This is a genomic window from Geobacter sp. (assembly GCA_009684525.1).
Lineage (GTDB): Bacteria > Desulfobacterota > Desulfuromonadia > Geobacterales > DSM-12255 > Geoanaerobacter.
Genome location: WKKR01000003.1, coordinates 196807 through 222495 on the forward strand (window position 1 = coordinate 196807; position 25689 = coordinate 222495).

27 protein-coding genes and 1 riboswitch are annotated in these 25689 nt (G+C 60.7%); of the genes, 14 read left to right on the top strand and 13 right to left on the bottom strand.

Annotated elements, in window-relative coordinates; all coding sequences use genetic code 11:
• Positions 1-12 precede the first annotated feature (12 nt).
• From GJT30_11855 to GJT30_11910, 12 genes are all read right to left on the bottom strand, one after another.
• Positions 13-1077: a glycosyltransferase gene (locus tag GJT30_11855; protein ID MSM40303.1), complete on the bottom strand. Its 1065-nt coding sequence runs from the start codon at positions 1075-1077 to the stop codon at positions 13-15.
• Between the two features lie 14 nt (positions 1078-1091).
• Complete coding sequence (locus tag GJT30_11860; GenBank protein MSM40304.1) at positions 1092-3428, bottom strand: hypothetical protein; 2337 nt, start codon at positions 3426-3428, stop codon at positions 1092-1094.
• Between the two features lie 19 nt (positions 3429-3447).
• The gene (locus GJT30_11865) at positions 3448-4656 is read right to left on the bottom strand and encodes an aminotransferase class I/II-fold pyridoxal phosphate-dependent enzyme (GenBank protein MSM40305.1); all 1209 of its coding nucleotides are present in this window, start codon (positions 4654-4656) and stop codon (positions 3448-3450) included.
• A gap of 16 nt (positions 4657-4672) precedes the next feature.
• On the bottom strand, positions 4673-6175 hold the full coding sequence (locus GJT30_11870) for a radical SAM protein (GenBank protein ID MSM40306.1): 1503 nt from the start codon (positions 6173-6175) through the stop codon (positions 4673-4675).
• A gap of 53 nt (positions 6176-6228) precedes the next feature.
• A complete protein-coding gene (locus GJT30_11875; GenBank protein ID MSM40307.1) occupies positions 6229-6816 on the bottom strand; it encodes a crotonobetainyl-CoA--carnitine CoA-transferase in 588 nt (195 codons plus the stop codon).
• A 201-nt stretch (positions 6817-7017) separates the two neighbouring features.
• Positions 7018-7941 (bottom strand): transketolase, encoded by a 924-nt coding sequence (locus GJT30_11880; protein MSM40308.1) that lies wholly within the window; start codon positions 7939-7941, stop codon positions 7018-7020.
• A gap of 11 nt (positions 7942-7952) precedes the next feature.
• Positions 7953-8792: a transketolase gene (locus tag GJT30_11885; GenBank protein MSM40309.1), complete on the bottom strand. Its 840-nt coding sequence runs from the start codon at positions 8790-8792 to the stop codon at positions 7953-7955.
• Complete coding sequence (locus GJT30_11890) at positions 8789-9859, bottom strand: kinase (GenBank protein ID MSM40310.1); 1071 nt, start codon at positions 9857-9859, stop codon at positions 8789-8791. Before GJT30_11890 ends, GJT30_11885 begins: the two co-directional genes overlap by 4 nt.
• The gene (locus tag GJT30_11895) at positions 9856-10599 is read right to left on the bottom strand and encodes an NTP transferase domain-containing protein (protein ID MSM40311.1); all 744 of its coding nucleotides are present in this window, start codon (positions 10597-10599) and stop codon (positions 9856-9858) included. Before GJT30_11895 ends, GJT30_11890 begins: the two co-directional genes overlap by 4 nt.
• Complete coding sequence (locus tag GJT30_11900) at positions 10599-11537, bottom strand: NAD-dependent epimerase/dehydratase family protein (protein MSM40312.1); 939 nt, start codon at positions 11535-11537, stop codon at positions 10599-10601. The genes GJT30_11895 and GJT30_11900 overlap by 1 nt, the downstream gene beginning before the upstream one ends.
• Before the next feature lie 26 nt (positions 11538-11563).
• The gene (locus GJT30_11905; protein ID MSM40313.1) at positions 11564-12022 is read right to left on the bottom strand and encodes a hypothetical protein; all 459 of its coding nucleotides are present in this window, start codon (positions 12020-12022) and stop codon (positions 11564-11566) included.
• A complete protein-coding gene (locus GJT30_11910; protein MSM40314.1) occupies positions 12019-13257 on the bottom strand; it encodes a methyltransferase domain-containing protein in 1239 nt (412 codons plus the stop codon). The genes GJT30_11905 and GJT30_11910 overlap by 4 nt, the downstream gene beginning before the upstream one ends.
• A 220-nt stretch (positions 13258-13477) precedes the next feature.
• Here GJT30_11910 and GJT30_11915 point away from each other — a divergent pair, with 220 nt between their 5' ends.
• A complete protein-coding gene (locus tag GJT30_11915) occupies positions 13478-13717 on the top strand; it encodes a hypothetical protein (protein ID MSM40315.1) in 240 nt (79 codons plus the stop codon).
• Here the strand turns inward: GJT30_11915 and GJT30_11920 are convergent.
• Positions 13714-14562, bottom strand: a complete 849-nt coding sequence (locus tag GJT30_11920; GenBank protein ID MSM40316.1) for an HDOD domain-containing protein — start codon at positions 14560-14562, stop codon at positions 13714-13716. The genes GJT30_11915 and GJT30_11920 overlap by 4 nt on opposite strands.
• A 134-nt stretch (positions 14563-14696) precedes the next feature.
• On the opposite strand from GJT30_11920, the gene GJT30_11925 reads away from it, so the two are divergent.
• The 13 genes from GJT30_11925 (at position 14697) to GJT30_11985 (ending at position 25674) form a co-directional block, all read left to right on the top strand.
• The gene (locus tag GJT30_11925; GenBank protein MSM40317.1) at positions 14697-15311 is read left to right on the top strand and encodes a YihA family ribosome biogenesis GTP-binding protein; all 615 of its coding nucleotides are present in this window, start codon (positions 14697-14699) and stop codon (positions 15309-15311) included.
• A 37-nt stretch (positions 15312-15348) separates the two neighbouring features.
• Positions 15349-15574, top strand: a riboswitch (cobalamin riboswitch).
• A 300-nt stretch (positions 15575-15874) separates the two neighbouring features.
• Complete coding sequence (gene cobU / locus GJT30_11930) at positions 15875-16393, top strand: bifunctional adenosylcobinamide kinase/adenosylcobinamide-phosphate guanylyltransferase (GenBank protein ID MSM40318.1); 519 nt, start codon at positions 15875-15877, stop codon at positions 16391-16393.
• A gap of 44 nt (positions 16394-16437) precedes the next feature.
• Positions 16438-17496 carry a nicotinate-nucleotide--dimethylbenzimidazole phosphoribosyltransferase gene (cobT, locus tag GJT30_11935; GenBank protein MSM40319.1) on the top strand — a complete coding sequence of 353 codons (1059 nt, stop codon included), beginning with the start codon at positions 16438-16440 and terminating at the stop codon, positions 17494-17496.
• Between the two features lie 57 nt (positions 17497-17553).
• Positions 17554-18297: an adenosylcobinamide-GDP ribazoletransferase gene (gene cobS / locus GJT30_11940; protein MSM40320.1), complete on the top strand. Its 744-nt coding sequence runs from the start codon at positions 17554-17556 to the stop codon at positions 18295-18297.
• 17 nt (positions 18298-18314) lie between these two features.
• Positions 18315-18917 (top strand): alpha-ribazole phosphatase, encoded by a 603-nt coding sequence (gene cobC, locus GJT30_11945; protein ID MSM40321.1) that lies wholly within the window; start codon positions 18315-18317, stop codon positions 18915-18917.
• Between the two features lie 12 nt (positions 18918-18929).
• On the top strand, positions 18930-20321 hold the full coding sequence (locus GJT30_11950) for a cobyrinate a,c-diamide synthase (protein ID MSM40322.1): 1392 nt from the start codon (positions 18930-18932) through the stop codon (positions 20319-20321).
• The gene (gene thiC / locus GJT30_11955; GenBank protein ID MSM40323.1) at positions 20321-21628 is read left to right on the top strand and encodes a phosphomethylpyrimidine synthase ThiC; all 1308 of its coding nucleotides are present in this window, start codon (positions 20321-20323) and stop codon (positions 21626-21628) included. The genes GJT30_11950 and thiC overlap by 1 nt, the downstream gene beginning before the upstream one ends.
• A gap of 65 nt (positions 21629-21693) precedes the next feature.
• Entirely contained in the window at positions 21694-22413 is a 720-nt protein-coding gene (locus tag GJT30_11960) for an energy-coupling factor ABC transporter permease (protein MSM40324.1), read from the top strand.
• Positions 22406-22699 carry a cobalt ABC transporter permease gene (locus tag GJT30_11965; protein MSM40325.1) on the top strand — a complete coding sequence of 98 codons (294 nt, stop codon included), beginning with the start codon at positions 22406-22408 and terminating at the stop codon, positions 22697-22699. The genes GJT30_11960 and GJT30_11965 overlap by 8 nt, the downstream gene beginning before the upstream one ends.
• A 48-nt stretch (positions 22700-22747) precedes the next feature.
• Entirely contained in the window at positions 22748-23500 is a 753-nt protein-coding gene (cbiQ, locus tag GJT30_11970; GenBank protein MSM40326.1) for a cobalt ECF transporter T component CbiQ, read from the top strand.
• Entirely contained in the window at positions 23497-24345 is an 849-nt protein-coding gene (locus GJT30_11975; protein MSM40327.1) for an ATP-binding cassette domain-containing protein, read from the top strand. Before cbiQ ends, GJT30_11975 begins: the two co-directional genes overlap by 4 nt.
• A 310-nt stretch (positions 24346-24655) precedes the next feature.
• Positions 24656-25039 (top strand): sirohydrochlorin cobaltochelatase, encoded by a 384-nt coding sequence (locus GJT30_11980; GenBank protein ID MSM40328.1) that lies wholly within the window; start codon positions 24656-24658, stop codon positions 25037-25039.
• Positions 25039-25674 (top strand): precorrin-8X methylmutase, encoded by a 636-nt coding sequence (locus GJT30_11985; GenBank protein MSM40329.1) that lies wholly within the window; start codon positions 25039-25041, stop codon positions 25672-25674. The genes GJT30_11980 and GJT30_11985 overlap by 1 nt, the downstream gene beginning before the upstream one ends.
• The last annotated feature ends 15 nt before the right edge of the window (positions 25675-25689 follow it).

Consider the following 25689-nt stretch of genomic DNA (forward strand, 5'->3'; position numbering starts at 1 on the left):
CGTCCTCCCCTGTTACAGGGTCTTGATGTGGTTGAGGATCAGGTCTCGGTTCTGTGGGACATCCCGGTAATTCTGGAAGATGTCTAGGAAGAGCTGATCGTGAAATGCCCGCAGCCGGTCGATTCGCGCCAGCGTGACTGTGTCGCCGAACACTTCGAGAAACCGCCGCAGCTTGATCCACGAGATGTCGGGGATCTGCCTTGCCTCGGCGATGCAGTTTTCCAGCGAACCGACCACGTGCTGGGTGTAGGAGCAGTTAGCATGCTTGAAAAGGTAGAACATGGGGGGCTCGTTTCCGGAGAGGACCCCGCGCAGCTTCATCTCGACGAAGAAATCGCAGAGGTTCAGGGACCAGGTCCGGAAATTTACGGCCGGATCCTGGTTCAACTGATGCTCGCGCGTCTGGTGCTCGTCCGGTGGCTCAACCTTGAGGAGCGGCGTCGCGGTGATCAAGGCCGGTTTGTCATGGAACAGCTCGAAGGTGACGGTGCTGTGGATCAGGGCGGTCTCGTAATTCAAGTGTCTGCACCAGTCAATGGCATTCAGATTTGGCCGACGGAAGATCAGGGAGGAGACGAAACAGAGGCTGCCGCCATAGCTCAGCTCGCAGCAGAGATCCATCAGGGTGTCCGCCCGGTCCTGGTCGAGGTGGAACATCCGGTCGCCGAGGGCGGGCCTGCAAGAGTAGGTTTCGCCGATGGCCTGATTGGCGATGATGCAGTCGAAGTTGTCCAGCTCGATCAATGCGAGTGCGGACGTGATTGAGTTTTCCAGGAAGTAATCGTCGTCGCCGAAAACCCAGACGTAGTCCCCTACGGCCATCTGCAGGCAGTTGAGAAAGTTGTAGTCGAAGCCGCGGTTGATCGGGCTCCTGTGAAACCGTAACCTGCCGATCCTCGTGAGATAGCGGCTGACGATTGCACCCATATCCTGAGGAGAGCCGTTGTCTGAGACGATCACCTCGACGTTGCGCGAAAGCTCCGGCGTGATGAGAGTTGCCAACTGTTCCAACCTCTCCATGAGGCACTGAGGCCGATTGAAGGTCGGAATGCAGATCGACAGCTTCGGTACGTTCATGCTCCTGCTCACTTTCAATGGTTGACTTCCGTAAAGATCAGGAGTTCCGATTCGTAAAGTTGTCCCACATCCGCAGTTATTCCGGTGGCGGCTTCCATTCCGGTCATGGTGAAAGAATCGCGGATGTTGTCGAAATCGACGCGGTAACGTGCCGACTTCCGCAACCCTTTCGGGTGGATCATGAGGGAGCCGCTATTTGCACCTGCGAGGCGGACAATAAGCACTACTGCCGAAGTCCCGGCTGGGTCGGCGTATTCGATGACGAACCAATCGTCGCGTACCTCGGTGTCGGTGATCGGGAGATGGTGGAAGACACGGCACTCCGACCGTAAAATAGGCCGTATCACATTCTTGAATATGTCGACGTAACGTTTGAAGAGTTTGATTCGTTCCGGTTGGATATGTTTCGAACCGGGTGGGGCCACGGCAACGTCTACCAGCATCGGCGGCGAGAGTAGGATGGCGATCCGCAGTTGCGTCGCTAGTGAGCCCCGCGGTTCCGAGGGGGGCCAGGGTAGTCCAGCGCCAGTCCTGAAAATCTCCGGGGGAAGAGCAATGGCCAGCCCGTTATGTACATGGAGCTGCCGGGGGAGGTGCGTCCCGTCGGTCAGGAATGCCTCGTGGAAGCGGGAGAGGATGCCGATGTCGTTCCGACAGCCGCCGGACGAGGCCTGCTGGAGGATGACATGGGGGAAGCGGCGGCGTATGCGCTCCCAGATGGCATACAGCGTTTCATAGTAGCGCCAGAAGGTGCTTTCCACGTATCCATCGGCAATCCGCTGCCCCCCCTCGAAGAGATAACGCACGTTCGCGTCGAGCCTGAAGAGGTCGAGATCATATTCCTGGATCAGCCGGGCGATTTCCTCCTCCATCCATTCGGCAACCTCTGGTTTGCTGAGGTCAAGCAGTCCCCGCTTGTCCCGTTGCCAGCCGGTGGCGCGCTTTCCGTCCCTCATCAGCGCCCAGTCGGGATGGTTGGCGTAGAGATCGCTGTCAAAGCCGATGGTTTCCATTTCCGCATAGAGCCCGAACAGCATCCCCTTGCTCCGGACGTACTCACGTGTTTCCTGCAGGCCTTTGCCGAGCCAGTCATTGGGATGCCAGTCCCCGGCGATGCCCCACGACCCGTGGGTAACCTGTTTTCCGTACCAGCCGCTGTCGATGATGAACAGCTCGCTACCGAGGTCGGCGGCAAGATCGACCTGTTCCCGGAGATATTCAGGGTAGAGTTCCTTGTCGCCGAAGTAATTGCCCGCCTCGTTAAGGGTGTCATACTGGACGAGAAACGAGCGGTCTTCCCGCAGGGGGGGGATCACGGAGCGGCGCAGATGCCTGTGTGACGCCTGGACGCAGGCGTCAAGGTCGCCGTGAATCGGGGCGAGGTGGACTTCCGGGGTATCCACCGATTCCCCTGCTGCCAGAATTCGCTGGGGTGCGAACCCGTCCGGCCCGGCGCGGAAGATCAGGTTAGCCTCTTCACCGTGGGGTTCCGCATCGCAGAGAAGCTCCACCGCCCAGTTGCCGGTCCAGGCCAGGTGGCAGACGAAATGCTCGCCGGTGGTGGTGTTACGGACGATGAAGAAAGGGAGCCCGTAGCCGGAGTGTCCTCGCCGGCCAGAGATCTTCTGGATGCCGTTTGAGAGGGGTTGCCAGGCAAAGTCCCCTTCCCAGTGGGAAAGGCTGCTGGCATAGTAACCGAGGTGGAAGGGGTGCTCCGGCTTCTCCTGGAGGTAGTACCCGGTGTATTTTTTCGTCCAGAGCGGGCCTGACCATGAAGCAACGGAAGAGAGGGCCGCCGGCCGGTCAGCCAGGTTGGTCACGGTCAGCCAGCGAGCGAGAAATGGCGTGCCATTGAGTCTGGTATGGATTTCAACTTCAACAGGGCGAATCTGGTGCCGGAGCTTGACGATACTATGAATGCTCCGCAGTTCCTGCTCCAGCCGGACTGTGGCCCCCTGCCACTCCCAGTGGGTATGCAGCGACTGCCCGTCCAGCTCCAGGCAGAAGGTGTGGAGCGGGAGTGTCACCATGGTGTCATATAACGGCTCGTTGACGTGAAATTCCGGTGAGATCTTTCCATCACTGGACCAGTAGCGGCAGACCCAGCGCCCCTTGCGGAGCGCCTCGTCATAGACCGTTGTCCCGGACTGATGACGTATGGAGGGGGATTTCCCTTCTGCGAGCTGGACATCGACATCGGCAAGCCCGATCACTTCTTTTGCCCGTTCGAGGACGATTTGGGCCGATGCATGGTCGTTTGACTGGAGATAGAATTGCACCAAATTTGAAAGTTCTTCAAAAGAGGTCTTTTCAGCAATTATATCGTGGATCGTTTGCTTCTTTGATTGCATGATGACTTATCCCTTCATGCTATGCTTGGTGAGTAGTCAGGAAACGATCAATAGTGGCGAGCACATAGTCCATTTGCTCGATACCGACATCTTGGTGAACGCCGATATGAAGGCCGTTCAGGCCCATGTATTCCGCCTGCGGGAACTGGCCGGGTGTATAGCCCAGGTATGCAAAGCCGGGACACTGGGTCGGCATGGAGGCGAACAGTGTACGGGTCTCGATGCCGTGCAGTTCGAGAAACTGCGTGAGTTCCGCCCTGGTGAAGCTCGCCTCTTCATTGACAACGATAGGAATGGCATGCGGTCCGATCTGTTCGTGAGCCTCCTCCCGGATGGTGGAAAGGTAGGGGGCAAATCTGTCGAACCTTTCGAGAACATGGATCAGGTTGTCGTGCCGTTTTTTCAAAATCGCCTGATACTCTTCCAGGGCGCCGATGCCGATGGCCGCCTCCAGTTCGTTCATCTTGCAGGAATAGCCGATGCGGTCGAAGGTGAAACGGATATCTTCTCCTCCTTCGCCGCGGAAGCGCTTGGCACAGTAGTCTGTGCCGCTGTTGAGGATGCAGTGCTTGCAGGTGCAGTTGCGGCCGTGGGAACGGAGCGAGCGGAGGATGTCGCCGTATCCCTCGTTGTTGGTGGTGACGATCCCGCCTTCGCCGGTGGTGATGATGTGGGCCACATAGGTGCTGAAGGCGGCCAGGTCGGCCAGCGTGCCTGCCGGTTTCCCCTTGTACAAGGCGCCATGTGCCTCGGCGGCATCTTCCACCACCAGCAGGTTGTACCGCTTGGCAATGGCATTGATGGTGTCCATCTCCGCCGGTTTGCCCATCAGGTGGACCGGCATGATGGCGCGGGTTTTTTCGGTGATGGCCGCTTCGATCCTGGTCGGATCGATGTTGAGGGTCTCCCGCTCGATATCGACGAAGACCGGGGTGAATCCTGCATGGACCACGGCGTTGCCGGTGGCGACAAAGGAGAGCGCCGGCACGATGACTTCATCTCCCCGCTTGGCCCCCAGATCATGGAGCACCGCCAGGGCTAGGATGTCCGCATCGGTTCCGCTGCTGACGGCAACCGCCTCTTGGACCCCGAGCAATGCAGCGAACTGGTCCTCGAATTGGCGCACCAATCTGCCGCAGGAAATGCGCTTGGTATCCAAGGCCTCGTTGATCAGGCGCTTGGCTGTGTCGGTAATCGTTATCGTTCCGAAAGGAACCTGTACTGCCATTGAAGACCCCTCGTCGTTACGCAAATTTCCGTTGCAGCTGTTGCTGCGTCATTGCCTTGATCTGTTCAAGTGCCTGTGTGCCGAATTTCTGCCCGATCAGGGATCGATAGCGTGGGTTGGTAAAATAGGCATGAAAGGCGGCATCGCGGAATCGCAGGACTTCTGCCGCGGACAGATGCCGTGTCGGGAGTGGCAGGGAGTTGAACGAATATTGGGAATAGCCGCTCCAGTCCTCGGGGAGTTGCCACCCCTCCTCCACCGCCTGCCGGTAGAGCTGCGAACCGGGGTAGGCCATGGCGCAGTTGAAGTTGGCCCACTCTGTATTCAGCTCCAGCGCAAGATTCAATGTTTCCTTCATGCTTTCGAGATCGTCTTCAGGCAGGCCGAAGATATAATTTGCACCGATATTGATGCCGGCCTGGCGGATTTTGTGGACGGCGGCCACAATTTTATTCCGATCAATCCCTTTTGCAACGGCATCCCGTACCCTGCTGCTGGCAGACTCGATCCCCAGGGCGAGCCAGTTGACCCCGGCTAACTTCAGCTTTTCGAGGGTGGAATCATTCAGGGTGTCGACCCGTGCATAGGCCCAGATATTGAGGTCGTAACCACGCTGGATGATCAGGTCGCAGATGCCTTCATAATGGTTCTGCTTGAGAATGAACAGCTCATCGGCAAATTTGATGTTTTTTACCCCGTATCGATTTACCAGGATGTCGATCTCGGCGATGACTGCCTGGGGGCTCCAGAGGCGGTAACTGTTGATTTCCCTCCCATAGCCGGATACCGGTTCACCGCTTTTGAATGGTGCCTGGATGCAGCAGAAGCTGCATCGGCATGGGCAACCGAGTGAGGTGTAGATCGCTGCATACGGCGTTCGCTCCACCCCGTTGAAACAATGCCAGTTATGCGCCCGGTATCTGCCCATCGGCAGGAGGTCCCAGGCGATACCGGGCATATCCTTGTCCAGGTCGGTAACCAGGGGCGCCGGGGAGGTATGTACGACGTTGTCTCCAGCGGAGTACAGCAGACCGCGTACTGACTCCAGGGGGCGGCCGTCCCCTCGCAGGTGGTGCAGCAGTTCCAGAATGGTAACAGGCCCTTCACCGTCGCAGACGAAATCGGCAGCTTCCTCACTAAGCGTCTGTTCCGGCAGAGCAGCGACATGGCCACCGACCAGAAGGGTCTTTGCTCCGGCATTCCACTGTTTGATCGCCGTGCAGATCGCTCCTGCGGATTGCATGACCTGGGTCGATGCAGAGGGGTTCTGGCCGTAGACGACAACCGCCGACAGCAGAGGAGAGATGGCTTTGATTCGATCGACCACTTCTTCAGGGCAAAGCTCCTCGGCATTGGCATCGAGAATCGCGACGGAAAAACCCTTCAAACGGAGATAGGTTGCCATCAATCCCGCCCAGACGGGGGGTTCGATTGCAGACAGTGTTGACCCCAATTCCTGGTAGATGCTCAAGCGTCCACCTGGGTTAATTAAGATCAGATCAATCCCGTCCTGTGTCATTCAATCTCCGTGCTTGTTCTGTTTCTACCGGCACCCATGTGATGTTGCCGGGATTACTCAATAACCGTGTATGACGTACGAGAATTATAGGGAAATCGCTTGATACGGAGATTGCCCAAGCCAAAGATCTCACGGACTGCCACTGTTTCGCCCGGGCAGAGAGAGTCATTGAGTTCATCGAAACCGAGCACGCTCCCTTTTGTCAGGTAGGGTCGGATAATCGAGAGACAATCGCGGGTCGGCTCATAGAGATCCATGTCGAAGTAGGCCAGGGCAACAACCGTTTCCGGGTGTTCCTGAAGGTATTTCGCAAGCATATCCGGGGCATTCCCCTTGATGATGTCAAACTTCTTGATATGGGGTAATGGGCTCTCCTGTTCCATCAGGGACAAGAGCCTCTCCAGGTAGTTTTGGTAATCTTTGGCAACGGCATAATCACCTTGAGACAGGGATTGGTGGTCCTTGTCGCTGACCTTGATGAACCCCTCGAAAGTATCGAAGCCGATGATCTTTCGTAAACGGTTGTACGGTTCGTAAATGCCACGCAATGAAGAGAACAGTGAAAGGTTCTGTCCCCATCGACAGCCGAATTCAATAACGACTCCCTGAACATCAAGGATCTGCGAGTAGAGATGGTGCATGAACAGGATACGCGAAAGGGTTTGCGGGGGCAGGAACAGCCCCAGATTGAGGAAAAACTCCTTGGGGTTGATGGGCCAGGCGTCAAACAGGTCCTTTAATCTGTCACGGCGAGTATCCTCTTCAGGAGGACCGAACGTCGTTATTTTGAATTCGTTTCGTTCTTGCATGGCAGCAGCTCCTTGGCTTGAGAAAGGGAGATGTCAGATATTTCTATACGCTTCAAGAACCTGCCTGACGATGGCGTGGCTATCGAACCCATAGCGTGTCCGCAGATTGTTTCGTTGCGGATTGCCGAGTACCCACTCATCCGGGGGGCCGAGGCGAACTATCGGGGTCCTGATCCCATGTTGTGCCATCTGCGCAATCACGGCTGCATACAACCCGCCTGATGGTGCGGATTCCTCAACAACGATAAGCTGGCTCACTGATTTGGCCAGTGCTATCAGTCGTTCCGCATCAATCGGTTTGACGGTATGAAATTGAAACAGCGCCGGGGACTTTTGGTGCTCGTTTCTGAGAGTGGAAAGTGCTGAAAGGGCAATGGGTGCCATTTCCCCGGTCGTTAAAATGGCCACACCCTCACCTGCTGCCAGACAACGGGCCTTGCCGAGCAATATCGCTTCATCGGCGCTGTACTTCGGCTCCCCGAATTTCCCGATCCGCATGTATGAAGGCGAATCGAGCTGAAGGAGTTGCGGCAACAATGCCGTGACCTCGCCCGGGTCTCCGGGGGCGACGACTGTCATCCCCGGAATCAGCGCCATAAGGGCAATGTCGTCTGCGGCGTGATGGGTCGGGCCACTGGCCGAATAGCAGTAGCCTCCGCCGGCACCGATGATGACGACCGGCAGGGACGGGTACCCGAGGGATATCTTGATCAGTTCATAGGGCCGGCCTGTGGCAAAAGAAGCAATCGAATAAATGACCGGCCTGAACCCTTCTAGGGCAAGACCGGCGGCAGCGCAAACCATTTGAGCTTCTGCAATACCGACATTCACATAGCGGCCGGGGTATTTTTGCGAAAACGCCTCAAACATTTCAAATCCCATGTCACCGGTCAGAAATACAACCCTGGGATCTTGTTCGGCCAGCGAATAGAGTGCATCTACAAATGCGCGACGCATGAAGCTACCTTTCAGGGTAATGACGGCTGCAGATCCTGCAATGCGGTCTCCAGCTCTTCAGCGGAAGGAACGCGATAGTGCCACAGGACCTTGCCGTCCATAAAAGGGACCATCGTGCGCGTCCGGGCGATGATTGCCGAGGGTTTGCCTTTGGTGAACGGAAACCGGGTAAGCGTTTCGAGAATCTGCGGTATGCTGTTGCCGTCAATGGTTACGGCGTCCCAGCCGAATGCCCGGAATTTTTCAGACAGATCGGTGTGGCCCATGATCTCGTCCGACTTGCCGACGGCCTGGATGCCGTTGTTATCGACAATGGCCAGCAGATTGTCGAGCTTTTGGGCAGCAGCAAACATGGCGGATTCCCACACACTCCCTTCGTTGCATTCCCCGTCACCCATGAGAACCACGCAGCGCGGTTCCAATTCTCTCTTGAGCCGTAGCCCATAGAGGATGCCGGTTGCTATCCCCAGTCCTTGGCCAAGGCTGCCGGCCGACGTGATGGAGACTGGCAGGGAGTGTTTGCACGGGTGGTTGGGAAGTGGGCTCCCTTCCCTGGCATAACTTGACAGCCATTCAGCAGGGATGTCGCCATGTTTCGCCAGGGCTACATACCACGAAAGGCATCCATGCCCTTTGGAGAGGATGAAGCGGTCACGCTGCTCTTGCGTACCGGATAGATTCATAAAGGCAAAATAGAGCGCCGTTAACAGTTCGATTTGGCAGAGACTGGAACTCAGGTGCCCTTCGCCGGACTGGTGTGCCAACGTGAGGCATTCGCCACGTATCTCCCTGGCGAGCTCTTCGAGTTTACCCACAGGGAGAGATGGGTTCGCGGTGCAAGCCATGCTCATTTCGCTCTTCCTTCAATCACGGACAACTCCCGAAAAGGGGCGATGGCGTCACTCCGCTGCTTTTCAATGCCTGAATAATCTTCCTCATGCTGGAAATAGACTATCTGGCTGCCGCTGGAATCGAAGGCAAACGGTACGTGGATGAGCTTGTCGAGCTTTTTGCGAACCGCGACCTGTTGGCTCGGCGGCACGAACAGCAGCAGGAACCCGCCACCGCCGGCACCGGTGATCTTCCCCCCGATGGCCCCGGCAGATCTTGCTGCTTCATACATCTGGTCCACATCACCATTGCTGACGCTGGTGCTCAGGGAGCGCTTGGCCTGCCATGCCTCGTGCATGAGGTCGCCGAATCCGGCAAGGTCACTGCCTCCGTTCAACAGTGACAGGCTTTCATCCACCAGGTCCTTCATGATCCGTAACTGGCGTCGTTTGGACTCGAGATCGTGCACATAGCTGTCGGCAACGTCGGCTGCCGTTCGCTTGATGCCGGTGTAGAACAGCATCAGGTGAGAATTGAGCTCGCGTACCCGTTCGGCGGTCATGATAACCGGTCGGACCGAGATTTCGCCATTCTGCAGGAACTGGATATGGTTGAATCCACCGTAGGCAGCCAGGGCCTGATCCTGTGAGCCGACGGTTTCCTTGATCATCTCCTGTTCGATATAAATGCTCTCTATTGCCAGTTGCTGCTTTGTCGGCATGTACCCTTTCAGGGCATAGAGCGCATTGAGTAGTCCGACCGTAAAGGCGGAGCTGGAACCCATGCCGCTTCGGGCAGGCAGGTCGCCGTCGTGATGGATTTCGATACCCCGATTGATCTTAAGAAAACGGAGGACCTCACGGACGGCTGGGTGCTGGATCTCGTCGATCGATAGGCAGCTTTCGATGCGCGAATAGACAATGCGGTTCCTGTGTTCGAAAAACGGTGGCAGGTAGCGGCAGGTGATGTAGCAGTACTTGTCGATGGTTGTCGCCAGCACTGCACCGCCATGTTTCTGGTACCAGCCGGGGTAGTCGGTACCGCCACCGAAGAATGAGATCCTGAACGGAGTTCTGCTTATGATCATGTTTCCCCCCTGTTGCAAAGAGTACCGGGAAGTTCGTTGAAAAATGCAGATGCGGCAAAGTAGTCGGATGGAATGCCGATATCGATGAACCTGCCCCTGGTGACTACTCCCTGCAGGTCGTGCCTGCTGATCAGTGCGGGAAAGATCTCCCGTTCCAGCGAAACCGCCTCGTTGCCGGTGATTGCTTCAATGACAGCACGGTTGATCAGATAGATCCCCGCATTGATCAACCCGTGCCCCTGGCGGCTCCCTTTTTCGGAAAAATGGGTGATGACCCCTGCCGTTGAAACATCCACGGCTCCGTAACGGCCAACGTCCTCCACCCTGGCAAGGACGAGCGACGCAGCGGCTTGCCCTGCCCGGTGGGCGTCCAGCAGCCGTGCGAGGTCGGACTGGCAATAGGAATCGCCGTTCATTACCAGCAGCGGATCTGATCCAATGAGCGGCAGTGCCAGCCGCAGCGCCCCGCCGGTGCCGAGCGGGGAGTTTTCCGGCGAATAGAGTAGCTCCATGCCGCGATAGCTTCCGCCGAGGGTAGCGCTGACCTGCTCCGCCATGTAGCCGGTGCAGAGGACGACCCGGTGGACCTCCGCATCGGCCAGTTGGTCCAGCAGGTAGGTGATGAAGGGCCGATCATTGACCTCTGCCAGCACCTTCGGGCGGTCGGCAACCGCATCGCGCAGCCGCGTCCCCAGGCCTCCGGCCAGGACGACGGCGGTGATGTCCGCATACCGGTTCATCAGATATTCTTGCGTGGGGTGCGCCCCAGCATGGCGAACCCCTTGATCAGCTCCCGAATGCCGATGTCAAGGGAGCGCCGGGCCTCGAATCCCGCTTCGCGCAGCCGCTGGTTGGAAACGATGTAGTTCCGCTTGTCCGGGTCGCTGCCGATCTCGGCGCAATGGATGAAGAAGCCGGGAACATGTTCCCTGATCTTCAGGGCGAGTTCTTCCTTGGAGAGGTTGGCATCGTCCAGACCGACGTTGTAGGGCCTTCCCACCATTGTTGGGGCGGTTTCTATGCAATGGATGAAGCAATCGGCAACATCGCGGATATGGACATAGTTTCGCTTGAAATCCTTTTCGAAGATGACCAGGTAGCGGTCGGTCAGGGCGGCATAGACGAAGTGATTGACCAGAAGGTCCATCCGCATGCGCGGCGACATGCCGAATACCGTTGCCAGGCGCAGGGTAATGCTGTTGGCAGTGGCAAGGACATCTGCTTCGGCGTCGGTCTTGGTCCGGCCGTAGAGCGAGATCGGTTCGAGTGGTGTCTCTTCGGTGCAGAAGAGGTCGCCGGTTTTGGTGCCGTAGCCGCTGTTGGTGGTGGGGTAGACGACCAGTTGGGAGGGGCTGCGGAGCCGGTTGATCATCCGGATGGCATCGAGATTCACTGAGGTAGCCATCAGCGGGTCGCGATCGCATCCGGGAGCGCCGACGATTGCTGCCAGTGGAATGATGACATCGGCCTTGGCCACGAGCCGGCTGACCAGCGCCTCATCGCGTGCGTCGCCATAGACGAAATCGAACTCAGGATTGGCGCAGAGGTGAAAGAGGTTCTGTTCCCCGTACATCAGGTTGTCCAGCACGGTTACCCGGTAACCCCGGTCCAGGAGGTGTTCGGAAAGGATGGAGCCGAGATAGCCGGCACCGCCTGTGATGAGGATGCGTTGAGTCATCTATTCTCCATAGGCAAGGGCCTGTGTTACGAAATCAGGGGGAGGCGTTGCCAATCGTACCCGATTGCCGGGTCGTCATGGGGGACTCTTCCTTCTTCCTTGGGATCGTAGGTCGTCGAGGTGACGTAAAAGAGATGCGCCGGCCCGCAGAGGCATCTGCAGCCATGGGCGACCCCCGGAGGGATGCGCAGCACTTGAGCCGGCTGGTTGTCCCCCATGAGGAGTTCCATGGTCTGCCCCTGCGAGGTCGATCCCTCCCGCATGTCGTGCAGTGCCACCTTCAGGACCCCTCCCGCCACGTACCACCAGTCCACCTGGCTTTGGTGGATGTGCCAGGCCTTTGCCACCCCCTGGTACATGAGCGAATGGCTCCACTGGCCGAACCCCTCCGCGAAGAAATCGTCGGTAACCCGGATGATCTCGCGGAAGAACCCCCGCTCGTCGGTGTGGGTCACCAGGGCCTTTGCCATCACGCCGTCGATCATTGGCTCGCCTCGCTGCTTCCCTGCATGATCTTCACCTCGGGGACATAGACGATCCATTTGCCGCCCGCTGCCAGGAACGACCCTTCCTTGGCCATGATCTCCCGGCTGTGGTTCCAGGCGAACAGCAGGGCATAGTCGGGATACTGTTGTGCGAATTCTGCGTACGGCCTGACCGGGATATGGGCGCCGGGGCTGAATTTTCCTTGCTTTATCGGCGTGGTATCGCTTATGAATGCCAGGTGGTCGGGCGTGATGCCGCAGTAGTTGATGACGGTCGTGCTCTTGGAGGTGGCACCGTAGCCGACGACCCGCTTCCCGTCCCGGCTGCATCTGTCGAGAACCGCTCGCAGGGCATCCCTTGACCGTTCGCAGTTTGAGCGGAACAGGTCGAAGGTCTCAGCCCTGTGCAGCCCGAGTGTCTCTTCCTTGGCCCGCTGACGGACCAGACGGTCGCTCACGGGCCTGGTCCCTTTGTAGGCAAGGATGTAGCGCATCGATCCGCCATGGGTCTCCTGCGGAGCAATATCCACCAGCTCGAAGCCGTGCTGTTCAAAGGCATGGCTGATGGATTTGAGGGAAAAGAGGAAGACGTGCTCGTCGTAGATCTGGTCGTAGGAGGTCCGTTCGATCACATCCCCCAGGTAGGGGTCCTCGAACATGACGACGCCTGACGGTTTGAGGAGCGTTTTGATCCCGGCGATGATCGAGTGGAAATAGGGGATGTGGCACATGACGTTGGCAGCGATGAAGGCATCTGCCTGGCCGTATTCGGCAACGATCTCCCTGGCCAGGGCATCGTCGAAGAAGCTGCAGACCGTGTTGACCCCTTTGGCTTTTGCCACTGCGGCGACATTGGCCGAGGGCTCGACCCCCAGGTGGCGGATGCCGGCGTTGGCAAAATGCTGCAGCATGATGCCGTCGTTGCTGCCGATCTCGACCACAAAGGGGTCGGGACCCTGCAGATGTCCGCTCTGAACGGTAGCGGCGAATTCCTGGAAATGCCGTGCCATCAAGGTCGAAGTGCCGGAGAAAAAGTGGTACTGTTCGTTGAACATCTGCTCCCGTGCCGGTTGGTCGATCAGCTGCACCATTCCGCAGGTGGAGCAGAATCCGGTGGCCAGTTCAAAGAAATATTCCGCGGCAAAGGCGTCCGGGGTGAGGAAACCGTTGGCTATCGGCATGTTCCCGAATGAGATGAACGGTTCGATGGGTGTTTCGCAGATTCTGCAGTGCATGCGCGTATCTCCTGACCGTTAGGTCGTAAGGTGCTGTCAATGGCTGACGCATCAGATCCGCAACTTTCATACCAATGGAAAGTTGCATGTAACATGCTGAATTGTGTGCTATATTCGATACGGACCCGGAAACATGTCAATATTTTGAAGAATATGCGTCAGAATTCACAGCCGGCTATTTGAATGGCGAGGACGAGCGGGAAGGCATGGAGGGAGAGATATGGGACAACCTGACGACCCGATTGGCGGCATCTGGGCGGTTCGACCGGTGGGGGCCGAGCGGAGGAAGCCTGAACGGCAAGGGGAGGAAGGGAAACTCCGGCGCAGGCGAAGTGGCCGGGATACGGTCACCTTGTCCAAGGAGGCGCGCCAGCTTTCCCGTGCAGAAAAGGATGAAGTGATTCCCGCTGACGTGCCGTTGCTGAAGGCGCCGGATGTCGATGAAAAGGGGAGTGACTAGGAAAAGGCCGGCTGGTCCCGCTCAAATGCCTCGCAGAAGATCTCCAGCAATTCGTTGATGCGGGCTTCGCCCAGTTTGGTGATTTCGGCGGCCTTGCTCTGGGTGGGGTCCAGATCCTCCCACGGCTGACGTTCGCCTATGCCGAGTCGCTTGCAGAACTGGTCGGCCAGGCTGACCACGGCCGTCAGCTTGATCTCGTAGTCGTCGTCGGAGGGGGAAAAGTCCAGGCTGTGATGTTTCATGATGACGTGGGTCAGCGTCTCGGGAAAGTTCCATTTGCGGATGACATAGGCGCCCACCTCGGCGTGGGAAAAGGGATAGATGCTTTTTTCCGCGTCCTCGAACGGGAGGCCGTCGTTGTAGCACCGCTGCATGACCACCTGGAACTTGTCCCGGTCCAGGGTGTTCATGATGATCTTGCCGATATCGTGGAACATCCCGGCAAGGAACGCCTCCTCCTCGTTGGCGAGACGTGTCCGCGAGGCAATGATCCTGGCTGCGAGCCCGGCGCCGAAGGAGTGTTCCCAGAGCATTTTTTCGGTGAGGCCGAACGGCTTGTAGACCTGCTTCACCGACGCCGCAATGACAAGGCTCTTCAGGGTGTTGAAGCCGAGCAGGACAATGGCGCTGGAGAGGGTCTGTACCTGGCGCTGGCAGCCATAAAAGGAAGAATTGGATATTTTCAGGACCCGTGCGGCAACTGCCGGGTCTGATGCCACGATCTTGGCCAGTTCATCGGCGGTCGCGCACTCGCTCTCGATCAGCTGCATGACGCGGGTGGCAACCACCGGGATGGTCGGCAGGTCACCTGCTGTCTGGATAGCCAGTTCTAGTTCCTTGTTCATCATTGTACGCGCTCCGTAATGGTTGCAACTGGACACTGCGCCCATTCATACTGTGTTGTATATTGAACTATACTATCAATCGGCAACTCTGCCAGCATCTTTAGCCGCCAGGGCACGGTCTGCCGCATAAGAGCGTGCAGCATAAGGAGAAATGCGTGGTCATAAAAAATGTCTCGTTTGTGAAAAGTGCCGTCAAGCCGGACCAGTACCCGGAGGCGGAGCTTCCCGAGATCGCCTTTGTGGGGCGGTCCAACGTGGGGAAGTCGTCTCTGATTAATCTGCTGGTCAATCGCAAGAACCTGGTGCGGACCAGCAATACACCCGGCCGAACCCAGCTGATCAATTTCTTCGTGGTCAACGAGGCCTTCATGCTGGTCGACCTGCCCGGCTACGGCTTTGCCAAAGTCCCGCTGGCTGTGAAAAAGGGATGGGGGCCGATGATGCAGGCGTATCTCGGTTCGCGCCCCACCCTGCAGGGGGTGGTGCTCATCCTCGACGTCAGGAGGGTGCCGAGCGCCGAGGATCTCCAGATGCTCCAGTTCCTCCAGTCCTTTGGCATCCGGCCCGTTTTCGTGGTGACCAAGTGCGACAAGGTGTCGAAGAACGAGCGCAAGCGGCAGGCCCAGGTCATTGCTCGGACACTGCAGGTCAGCGAGACGGAACTCCTCTTTTTTTCGGCACTTTCCCGCGAGGGGATCGAGGAGATCTGGCAGGCGGTGGAGCCCCTGCTTGCTCCACAATCCGTTTGACTTTATCCCAACTCGTCTGTTACAACTACGGCCATAATCGAATAGTCGGTAACCAGGTGCACCCTCGCCGCAAGAGCGGCATGGGTGATAATAGGGAAGGGGGTGCGAATCCCCCACTGTCCCGCAACTGTGAACGGTGATGAACGCCGCACAACGCCACTGGATTCCATTTTGAAAGCGAGCAGCAGCGCTTTCGACCGGGAAGGCGCGGCAAGTAAGACGACCCGTAAGTCAGGAGACCTGCCTGGTTGCTTGTCGGCACGTGACCTCCGAGGGAGAGGCGCCGGGCGGCTTTCTCCATCCCGTGAATCCACCCCGCTCCCTATCGGAGCGGGGTTTTTGTTTATCTAGTTCCCGTCCGGAAAGGGTTCTTTTCCGCCCTGGCGGCGTCAATCTGCGGGATTGCTTGTGCGGCGTACCGATGTACGCCTCCGCGCAATCCCTTGATTTCCTTGCCAGGACGAAAAATCCCTCCTTTCCGATCCGGGAACCAATAGTTTCTCATCCGGAGTTTCCGGATGGAAACTATCTGCGCCTCTACAGGCGCGTCCGGAGAAGAGGAAATGGGAAAGACCATACTGGTCACCGGCGGTGCCCGCAGCGGCAAGAGCCGGCTCGCGGAACAGCTTGCCGAGGCGTGCGGTGCGCCTCTCGGCTATATCGCCACCGCCACGGCCGGCGATGCGGAGATGGCTGCACGGATCAGCCGTCACCAGGAGCGTCGCGGCGACCGCTGGCAGACCATCGAGGAGCCACTGGAGCTGTCACGCGTCCTTGCAGAGCACGATGGCCGTCATGCTGCGCTGCTGGTCGATTGCGTGACCCTCTGGCTCACCAACCTGTTGCTGTGCGCCGATGACCCGGCGCCGGCCCTCGCCGCTGTCAAAGAGTTGACGAGGCAGCTTCCCGCTTTGCAGAGCACGGTGGTGTTGGTGACCAACGAGGTGGGACAAGGGATCGTGCCGGAAAACCGTCTTGCCCGGATCTTCCGCGACCTGAGCGGTGAGGCGAACCAGCTTCTGGCCGCGGCTGCCGACGATGTCTATGTCACGATCGCCGGGCTGCCGCTGAGACTGAAATAGTTCCCGTCCGGAAACACCGGATGAGAAATAGGAGGAGACAAACGATGAGCCTGTTACAGGATACGCTGGCTGCCATCTGTCCGGTGGATGCCGATCTGATGGCCCGTGCCCAGGCAAAGCTGGACAACAAGACGAAACCGCTGGGTTCCCTGGGACGGCTGGAAGAGTTCGCCCGTCGTTTCGCAGCCATCAGCGGCACCCTCGCTCCCGATACCTCTCGCAAGGTCATCTACACCTTTGCCGGGGACCACGGCATTGTCGAGGAAGGGGTTTCCGCCTTTCCCAAGGAGGTGACCCCGCAGATGGTGTTCAACTTCCTGGCCGGCGGCGCCGGGGTCAATGTCCTGGCCCGTCACAGCGGAGTCGAGGTCAGGGTGGTGGATATGGGGGTCGATCACGACTTTGGGGTTCTTCCCGGCTTGTTGGGCCGCAAGGTGGCATGGGGGACCCGCAACTTTGCGAAAGGTCCGGCCATGACCCGCGAACAGGCGACGGCGGCCCTGGAGGCGGGGATCGGCCTGGCGATCGACGCCAAGCGGGAAGGGATCGCTATGCTCGGCACCGGCGAGATGGGGATCGGCAATACCACCCCTTCGTCGGCGATCATTGCCGCCTTTTCCGGCAAAACGGTGCAGGAGGTTACCCACCGCGGCACCGGCATCAACGATGCCGCCCTGGCCAACAAGGTCCGGGTGATCGAACAGGGGCTCGCCCTGAACCGGCCCGACCCCGGCGACCCGCTCGATGTGCTGGCCAAGGTGGGTGGGCTGGAGATCGCCGGTATTGCCGGGCTGGTGCTGGGGGCGGCGGCCAACCGGATTCCGGTGGTGGTGGACGGTTTCATCTCCACTGCCGGGGCGCTCGTTGCCTATGAACTGCAGCCGCTGGTAAAGGAGTATCTCTTTGCCGCCCACAATTCGGTGGAGATCGGTCATGCCTTCATGCTGGAGCGGATCGGGCTGGAACCGATCCTCGACCTCCAACTGCGGCTCGGGGAGGGGACAGGCGCAGCCCTGGCCATGGGGCTCATCGAGGCGGGGGTGAAGGTGCTCACGGAGATGGCGACCTTCGATCAGGCCGGCGTGGCAGAACAGAACATGTAGGGGCGGCCCTATGTGGCCGCCCAGGGCAGGCACACAGGCCTGTCCCTACGGAGAACCATGCGCCTCTATTTCATTGCCCTGCAGTTTCTCACCATCATCCCGCTGCCGTTCCAGCTTCGCTGCGACGAGCGGGACCTGGGGCGCTCCATGGCCCTGTTTCCGCTGGTGGGGCTGACCCTGGGGCTTCTGCTGGTCGGTGCCCAGTGGCTGCTCGATCCACTGCTGCCGCCGGCCGTGGGGGACCTGATCCTGGTGGCGCTCCTGGCCCTGGTGACCGGCGGGCTCCATCTGGACGGCCTGGCCGATGTCTGCGACGGTCTGGCGGCGCGCGGGGGGCGAGAGCGCTTCCTGGCGGTGATGAAGGATTCCCGGATCGGCGCGGTGGGGGCGGTGGGGCTTCTGCTCGTCCTTGCGCTCAAATACCAGGCGCTTCTGGCCATGGCACCGGAATGGAAACGGGGGAGTCTGCTCCTCTTCCCCTGCGTGGCCCGCTGCAGCCAGGTACTCGTAACCGTCGGTGCCCGTCGGGCGCGTCAGGACGGACTGGGCGCGGCGTTCATCACTGGCGTCGGCGGCGTGCAGCTCGCCGTCGCATTCCCGGTGACCCTGGGGATTTCCTTCCTGACCCTTTCCTGGCCGGGGGTGGCCGCAGCCGCGGCGGTCTTCGCCTTTGCCGGGCTCTGCCGCTGGTACTTCCAGCGCAGGCTGGGGGGGATCACCGGCGACGTCATCGGCTGCGTCAGCGAACTGGGCGAGGTCGGCTGCCTGCTGGTGCTGCTGGCGCTGCACCGGATTTCATGAAAAGCAAGGAGAACGATGTGACCGCCAGGACGAGACTCTACCTGATCAGGCACGGCGAGGTGCAGGGTGCCGGTACCCCGCGCTACAACGGCCATGCCGACGTTTCCCTCAGCGAGCGGGGGGTGGCGCAGTACCACGCATTCAAGGAACGGCTGGCCGGGGCTAAGATCTCTGCCTGCTACTCCAGCGACCTGACCCGTTGCCGGGTGGGGGGGGAGATCCTCGGCGGCTATCTCGGGCTGCAGCCGGTGCTGGACCCGGCACTGCGCGAGCTCAACATCGGTCTCTGGGAGGGGATGACCTGGACCGAGATCCAGGAGAAATATCCGGAGCAGTGGTCTGCCAGGCTGGCAGATATCGTCAACTACCGGGTCCCCGGCGGGGAAAACCTGCTCGATCTGGAGGCGCGGCTGATCCCCGCCATCCAAGGGATCGTCGCCCGCCACCGGGGGGAAGAGGTGCTGGTGGTTGCCCATGGCGGCGCCAACCGGGTGGTGCTGCTCAATGCCATCGGTGCCCCGCTGTCGTCGCTCTTTGCCATCGAGCAGCAGTACTGCTGCCTGAACATCATCGACTATTACGCGGATGGCGCCACGGTCGTGAAACTGTTGAACGGCTGAGAGGGGATCTCCTTGAAATCCATCATCATTGCCGCCCCCCAGAGCGGCTCGGGCAAGACCACCGTCACCATCGGCATCATGGAGGTGCTGAAGCTGCGGGGGCTGCGGGTTGCGCCGTTCAAGGTCGGCCCCGATTTCATCGATCCCGGCTACCATCGCCTGGTGACCGGCCGGCCCTCCATCAACCTGGACGGCTGGATGTGCGGTCCCGCGTTTGTCCGGGAAACCTTTTCCCTCCATGCCGAAGATGCCGATATTGCGGTAATCGAAGGGGTCATGGGGCTGTTCGATGGCTTCGGTGGCCGTTCTGAAGAGGGGAGCACGGCCCAGATCGCCAAGCTGACCGGCGCGCCGGTGGTCCTGGTGGTGAACGCCCGCGGCCAGGCCCGCAGCGTGGCAGCCCTGGTCAGGGGCTTTGCCTCCTTCGATCCCGATGTCCGGCTGGTCGGGGTGATCTTCAATAACGTGGCGAGCGACAGTCACGCCAGAATTCTCCGTGAGGCCATGGAAGCGGCAGAGCCGGCACTGCCGGTGCTCGGCTGCATTCCTGCCGACGACCGGCTGGATATCCCGTCCCGCCACCTGGGGCTGGTCACCGCCGAGGAAAACCGGCTGCCCGCCCAGTTTCTCGACCATCTCGTGAATGTTATCAAGGATTCGCTGGACCTCGGCCTGCTCTGGGCTGTTGCCGACTCCCCCGGACCGGCGGCCGGGACGCTTCGGGATCTCCCTGCCGCTGCCGGCTCTGCGCCGGTGCGTATCGGTGTCGCACGCGACGAGGCATTCTGCTTCGTCTACGAGGACAACCTCCGCCTGCTGGCTGCTGCCGGGGCCGAGATCGTCCCGTTCTCGCCCCTGCGCGATGAAACGCTGCCGTCCGATCTACAGGGGCTTTACCTGCCCGGCGGCTATCCCGAGCTCTTTGCCGGGGAGTTGGCGGCCAACCTCTCCATGAAGGAGGCCATTGCCCTGGCTGCGGCGGACGGGATGCCGGTCTACGCCGAATGCGGTGGCTTCATGTATCTGACCGAAGGGCTGGTGCCGCTTCAGGGGCCGATCGAGGCGACCCACCGTTTTGTCGGGGTTTTCCCGGTGACCACTCGCATGCTCCCGCGGCGCAAGGCCCTGGGCTACCGCGAGATCGAGCTTGCCGGGAAGAGCGTCATCGGCGGGCCGGGCATGGTTGCCCGCGGCCACGAGTTCCATTACTCGGAGATCAGCGAGATGCCGGCCGGGATCGAGCGGCTGTTCCGGGTCAGGCGGGGCAGCGCGGAGCTGGGGATGGAGGGGTACCGGGTGCGGAACTGCCTTGGTTCGTACCTGCACCTGCACTTCGGCAGCTGTCCGGAGCTGGCAGGGCATTTTGTGGAACATTGCCGGAACTACCAGAGACAGGAGCAGTGATGAAGACCCAGATCGAACACGCCCGCCAGGGCACCCTGACCCCCCAGATGGAAGCCGTTGCCCTAGACGAGCAGGTCGCTCCCGAATATCTCCGGCAGATGGTGGCCGAGGGGAAGATCGTCATCCCCTGGAATCACCTGCGCAAGCCGAAGGCCATCGGGATCGGCAAGGGGCTGCGGACCAAGGTGAACGCCTCAATCGGCACCTCGTCGGATATCGTCGACTACCAGGCCGAGGTGCGCAAGGCCAGGGCTGCGGAAGAGGCCGGGGCCGATACCCTGATGGAGCTCTCCGTGGGTGGGGACCTGAACCGGGTCAGGCAGGAGGTGATCGCCGCGGTCGACCTGCCGGTGGGAAACGTCCCGCTCTACCAGGCCTTCTGCGAGGCGGCCCGCAAGTACGGCGACCCGAACCGGCTGGACGAGGAGATGCTCTTCGACCTGATCGAACAGCAGTGCGCCGACGGCATGGCCTTCATGGCGGTCCATTGCGGCATAAACCTCTACACCATCGAGCGGCTGCGCAAGCAGGGCTACCGCTACGGCGGGCTGGTCTCCAAGGGTGGAGTGAGCATGGTGGCCTGGATGCTGGCCAACAAGCGCGAGAACCCGCTCTACGAAAGATTCGACCGGGTGGTGGAGATACTCAAGCGCTACGACACGGTCCTGTCGCTGGGGAACGGCCTGCGCGCCGGCGCGATCCACGACTCCTCCGACCGGGCCCAGATTCAGGAGCTGCTCATCAACTGCGAACTGGCCGAGATCGGCCGGGACATGGGGTGCCAGATGCTGGTGGAAGGGCCGGGACACGTTCCCCTGGACGAGGTGGAGGGGAATATTCAGCTGCAGAAGCGGATGAGCGGCGGCGCACCCTACTACATGCTCGGCCCCATCTCCACCGATGTGGCGCCCGGCTTCGATCACATCACCGCCGCCATCGGCGCGGCCCAGTCGAGCCGTTTCGGTGCCGACCTTATCTGCTACATCACCCCGGCCGAGCACCTGGCTCTCCCCAACGAGGAGGATGTCCGCCAGGGGGTGAAGGCCGCAAAGATCGCCGCCTACATCGGCGACATGAACAAGTATCCGGAGCGGGGGAGGGAGCGCGACAAGGCGATGTCCAAGGCCCGCCGCGACCTGGATTGGGATACCCAGTTCCAGCTGGCCCTCTATCCGGAGGATGCCAGGGCGATCCGCGCCAGCAGGACCCCCGAGGACGAGGCCACCTGCACCATGTGCGGCGATTTCTGCGCCTCCCGCGGGGCCGGCAAACTGTTTGCGGCGGACCTGAGCGGCGACAAGATCTGAGGGAGCGAGGCATGCCCATGACACGAACTGCCAGGAATGTTTCTTTCCGTCTCTTTCTCTGCGGCATGGCCTGGCTGGCCTGTGCAGCTCCGGCCCATGCCATGCACATTGCCGAGGGGATTCTCCCCCTGCCATGGGCTGTGGGCTGGTTCGCGGTGGCGGTACCGTTCGTGGCGCTCGGCGTCCGGCGGCTCAATGCCCTGGGGAGGGAGGACCTCTCCATCAAGCCGCTCATCGGGCTGATGGCCGCGGTGGTCTTCATCATCTCCTGCATGCCGATCCCGGTCCCCACGGCCGGCACCTGCTCCCACCCCTGCGGCACCGGCATCGCCGCCATCCTGGTCGGCCCGCTCCTGAGCATCCTGATCTCGGCGGTGGCGCTCCTGATCCAGGCCCTCTTCCTGGCCCACGGCGGCCTCTCCACCCTGGGGGCGGACATCGTCTCCATGGGGGTGGTCGGCTCCTTTGCCGGCTGGTTCGCCTTCAGGGGGATGCGGGCCATGGGCGCGGGCCTGGGCCTGGCCGGCTTTGCCGCGGGCCTGGCCACCGACTGGGCCACCTACCTGACCACCTCGGTGGAGCTGGCGTCCGGCATCAGGGGGGATGCCCCGTTCCTCCCCCTGGTTGGCAGGATCGTCCTTGCCTTTGTCCCGACCCAACTGCCGCTCGGCCTGCTGGAAGGGGCCATGACCGCCGGGATGGTGCTGCTGCTCTATCGGAAACGCCCCGACCTCCTCGTCAGGATGAAGGTCATCAGCCAACAGGAGGGAGTCGTCCATGCCTGATCGTAAACGTCGTCTGAAGATATTTCTGCTGCACCTCGTGCTCCTGCCGACGCTGCTCTATACCTTCTATTTCTTCACCCTTGGCCCCAAGCCCTGGACGGGCGTTGACGAGGCGGTGGTGGAGAAGATCGCCGGCGAGCACGGCCGCGAGGCAAGCCCCCCCCTGATCAACACCGACCAGGGGGATCTGCTGCTGTTCGTGTTCCTGCTGGCAGGCGCAGTCGGGGGCTTTGTGGCCGGTTATTCCTGGCGCAAGTTGGTGAGCGAGAAGCGACGCGACAGTTGACCGTCCCTCCCAGGGCACCGTAATGAATCTTTTTGGACAGCCGCTACCATGAGAACGATCATCCATCACCAGGACGCCACGCATCTCCTCACCCGCATCGACGCCAGGGTCAAGCTCTTCTGCACCCTGGCCCTGCTGGTGATGGTGCTGAGCTACCGCGGGCTGGCCTTCCCGCTCCTGGTGGCGTTCCTTGGCACCGGGCTCTGCCTCGCCCTGGGGGTCCGCGTGCGACTGCTTATGGCGCGCTTTGCCCAGCCGCTCTTCATTGCCGCCATGGTGCTGCTGTTAAAGCTCTTTACCAGTGGCCACGATCCGCTCTTTTCCTGTACCGTCGCCGGGCTGGAGATTACCGGCTACGGCGACGGGCTGCGAGAGGGGATGCAGATCGCGGCCAGGATCGTCGGCGCGGTCTCCGTGGTGGCGCTGGTCGGTTTCAGCACCTCGTTTACCGAGACCATGGCGGCGCTCGCCTGGCTCCGGGTGCCGCGGGGGCTGATCGAGGTGGCGCTCTTTGCCTGGCGCTACCTGTTCGTCCTGTATGAAGACGCCATGGTGGTCTACCATGCCCAGCGGAACCGGCTCGGTTACGCCGGATACCGGCGGGGGCTCTCCTCCTTCGGCACCCTGACCGGCGCCCTGGTGATCAAGGCGTTCGACAGTAGTCAGACCATCACCACGGCCATGGTGCAGCGGGGCTACGACGGCACCATGCCACTCATGAGGCATAAGCCGTTTCGCCTCACGGAGGTTGCTGCCGCGCTGCTGGTGGTGGCGGGCCTGGGGGTTTTGTGGCGGATCTGACGCGGATTGCGGTCGATCTCGACCGATTCGGCTACCCCGACGGCACAGTGGCGCTCTCGGACATCCGGCTGTCGGTGCGGGCCGGCGAGTTCTGCGGCATCCTGGGGGCCAACGGTTCGGGCAAGACGACGCTCCTGAAGATCATGGACGGTCTGATCAAGGACTATACCGGCACGGTCACCCTGGACGGCGAAGATGTGCGGCGGCTCCATCCGCGCGAGATCTACCGGAAGGTGGGGCTGGTGTTCCAGAGCCCGGACGAGCAGCTCTTTGCCCATTCGGTGGGGGAGGATGTGGCGTTCGGGCCGCGCAACATGGGGTTTGACGAACAGGAGGTCGGGCAGCGGGTGGAGGCGGCCCTGGCCCAGGTGGAGATGGCCGAATATGCGGCCAAGAGCATCCACGCCCTCAGCTATGGCCAGAAAAAGCGGGTCTGTATCGCCGGGCTCCTGGCCATGGGGCACGAGATCCTGCTGCTGGACGAGCCGACCGCCGGGCTCGACCCTATGGGGGAGTACCGGATGATGGAGCTTCTCCTCAAGCTGAACCAGGAGGATGGCGTGACCATCGTCATGGCGACCCACAGCGTCGACCTGGTGCCGCTCTTCCTCCATCGGCTCCATATCCTGAGCCGGGGGAGGCTGGTGCGGGGAGGGACGCCGGAAGAGGTCTTCACCGCGCCGGCGGAGATGGCCGAGGTGAAGCTGCGCCTCCCCCACATTGCCGAGCTGATCCACCAGCTGAAGGACGAGGAGCGGCTTCCGTTCCGGCGCCTGCCGCTCACCATCGGCGAGGCGCGGCGGGAGATCGTGGAGATGATGCGGGATACGGAGAAGATTGCGTAAAGTGCGTGAAGGGCCGGGCGTCCCGCTTCGCTCCCAGTCCCCTCGTTGCGCCGCTGTACGGCTCATTTCGCGCCTGTCGATCAACTCGCCCTTGCGGGTTCAGACAGGATCGACCGGCTTTGCTCCATTTCGCCTACAGCGGCTGCAACTCGGGAACATTCGCTACACGGGACGCCCGGCCCTTCACGGATGTCGTTTCCGGTCAAGGTTTGTCTTATCCAGTAGTTATCTGCGTTCATCCGCGTGCATCTGCGGTTAAATGCCGTTATGAGATTCAAGGCAAGGATTACACAATGGAAAAGGAGCGTGCATGAAGACCGCAATACTGCTGATGGCCCACGGGAGCCGGATTCCCGAAGCGAACGACGCCGTGCGCGAGATTGCCGCCATGGTCAAGGAGATGACCGGCTTCGAGATCGTGGAGGTTTCCTACCGCGAGCAGCACCTCCCCAACATCCAGCAGGGGATCGACGCCTGCGTGGCTCAGGGGGCACAGCGGGTCCTGCTCATGCCCTACTTCCTTTTTATCGGCGCCCATGTGCAGGAGGACCTTCCCGAGGAGATGGCAGAGGCGCGCAAGCGCTATCCCCAAGTCCAGTTCGCCATGGGGGGGCATCTCGGCGTGCACCGCAAGCTGGCCGAGGTGGCGGTGGACCGGATCGCCGAGGCCCTGACCGTTACGGGGTGGCATTGATGTCGGTCCACCTGCGGCCCGAGGAGATCGAGGCCGAATCGTTCCGGATGATCGATGCGGAGGTGGGGCCGCACCCGTGGGGGCCTGCCGAGTGGCAGGTGGTCCGTCGGGCCATCCACACCAGCGCCGACTTCGAGTATGCCCGGACCATGGTCATGTCGCCCGAGGTGATCGGCAAGGGGGTGGCTGCGTTGCGGCGGGGGAGGGGGCTTGTCACCGACACCACCATGGCGCTTTCCGGCATTTCCCGGCCGCGGCTGGACCTGTTCGGTATTGCTGCCGCCTGCTTCGTGGCCGACCCGCTGGTGGCAAAGACCGCACAGAAACTCGGGGTGACCCGCTCGCTCCTTGCCATGCGGACTGCCGCAACAAAGCCGGAGAACGGCATCTTCGTCATCGGCAATGCCCCGACCGCCCTGTTCGAGCTTATCAGGCTGATCCGCGAGGAGGGCCTTCGGCCCGACCTGATCGTCGGCCTGCCGGTCGGCTTTGTCGGCGCTAGCGAGAGCAAGGAGGAGCTGGTACGGGTGGCGGAAGAGTTTTCTGTCCCGTTCATCACCAACCGCGGTCGCAAGGGAGGGTCCAACGTGGCTGCGGCGGTGGTGAATGCCCTGCTGATCATGGCAGTGGGGTAGGGAGCATGCAGGAGG

What these genes read in the sequence shown, in the direction of transcription:
- GJT30_11855 (MSM40303.1), bottom strand. Translation starts at nt 1,077, where the DNA reads ATGAACGTACCGAAGCTGTCGATCTGCATTCCGACCTTCAATCGGCCT.
- GJT30_11860 (MSM40304.1), bottom strand. Translation starts at nt 3,428, where the DNA reads ATGCAATCAAAGAAGCAAACGATCCACGATATAATTGCTGAAAAGACC.
- GJT30_11865 (MSM40305.1), bottom strand. Translation starts at nt 4,656, where the DNA reads ATGGCAGTACAGGTTCCTTTCGGAACGATAACGATTACCGACACAGCC.
- GJT30_11870 (MSM40306.1), bottom strand. Translation starts at nt 6,175, where the DNA reads ATGACACAGGACGGGATTGATCTGATCTTAATTAACCCAGGTGGACGC.
- GJT30_11875 (MSM40307.1), bottom strand. Translation starts at nt 6,816, where the DNA reads ATGCACCATCTCTACTCGCAGATCCTTGATGTTCAGGGAGTCGTTATT.
- GJT30_11880 (MSM40308.1), bottom strand. Translation starts at nt 7,941, where the DNA reads ATGCGTCGCGCATTTGTAGATGCACTCTATTCGCTGGCCGAACAAGAT.
- GJT30_11885 (MSM40309.1), bottom strand. Translation starts at nt 8,792, where the DNA reads ATGAGCATGGCTTGCACCGCGAACCCATCTCTCCCTGTGGGTAAACTC.
- GJT30_11890 (MSM40310.1), bottom strand. Translation starts at nt 9,859, where the DNA reads ATGATCATAAGCAGAACTCCGTTCAGGATCTCATTCTTCGGTGGCGGT.
- GJT30_11895 (MSM40311.1), bottom strand. Translation starts at nt 10,599, where the DNA reads ATGAACCGGTATGCGGACATCACCGCCGTCGTCCTGGCCGGAGGCCTG.
- GJT30_11900 (MSM40312.1), bottom strand. Translation starts at nt 11,537, where the DNA reads ATGACTCAACGCATCCTCATCACAGGCGGTGCCGGCTATCTCGGCTCC.
- GJT30_11905 (MSM40313.1), bottom strand. Translation starts at nt 12,022, where the DNA reads ATGATCGACGGCGTGATGGCAAAGGCCCTGGTGACCCACACCGACGAG.
- GJT30_11910 (MSM40314.1), bottom strand. Translation starts at nt 13,257, where the DNA reads ATGCACTGCAGAATCTGCGAAACACCCATCGAACCGTTCATCTCATTC.
- GJT30_11915 (MSM40315.1), top strand. Translation starts at nt 13,478, where the DNA reads ATGGGACAACCTGACGACCCGATTGGCGGCATCTGGGCGGTTCGACCG.
- GJT30_11920 (MSM40316.1), bottom strand. Translation starts at nt 14,562, where the DNA reads ATGAACAAGGAACTAGAACTGGCTATCCAGACAGCAGGTGACCTGCCG.
- cobU (MSM40318.1), top strand. Translation starts at nt 15,875, where the DNA reads ATGGGAAAGACCATACTGGTCACCGGCGGTGCCCGCAGCGGCAAGAGC.
- cobT (MSM40319.1), top strand. Translation starts at nt 16,438, where the DNA reads ATGAGCCTGTTACAGGATACGCTGGCTGCCATCTGTCCGGTGGATGCC.
- cobS (MSM40320.1), top strand. Translation starts at nt 17,554, where the DNA reads ATGCGCCTCTATTTCATTGCCCTGCAGTTTCTCACCATCATCCCGCTG.
- thiC (MSM40323.1), top strand. Translation starts at nt 20,321, where the DNA reads ATGAAGACCCAGATCGAACACGCCCGCCAGGGCACCCTGACCCCCCAG.
- GJT30_11960 (MSM40324.1), top strand. Translation starts at nt 21,694, where the DNA reads ATGGCCTGGCTGGCCTGTGCAGCTCCGGCCCATGCCATGCACATTGCC.
- GJT30_11965 (MSM40325.1), top strand. Translation starts at nt 22,406, where the DNA reads ATGCCTGATCGTAAACGTCGTCTGAAGATATTTCTGCTGCACCTCGTG.
- cbiQ (MSM40326.1), top strand. Translation starts at nt 22,748, where the DNA reads ATGAGAACGATCATCCATCACCAGGACGCCACGCATCTCCTCACCCGC.
- GJT30_11980 (MSM40328.1), top strand. Translation starts at nt 24,656, where the DNA reads ATGAAGACCGCAATACTGCTGATGGCCCACGGGAGCCGGATTCCCGAA.
- GJT30_11985 (MSM40329.1), top strand. Translation starts at nt 25,039, where the DNA reads ATGTCGGTCCACCTGCGGCCCGAGGAGATCGAGGCCGAATCGTTCCGG.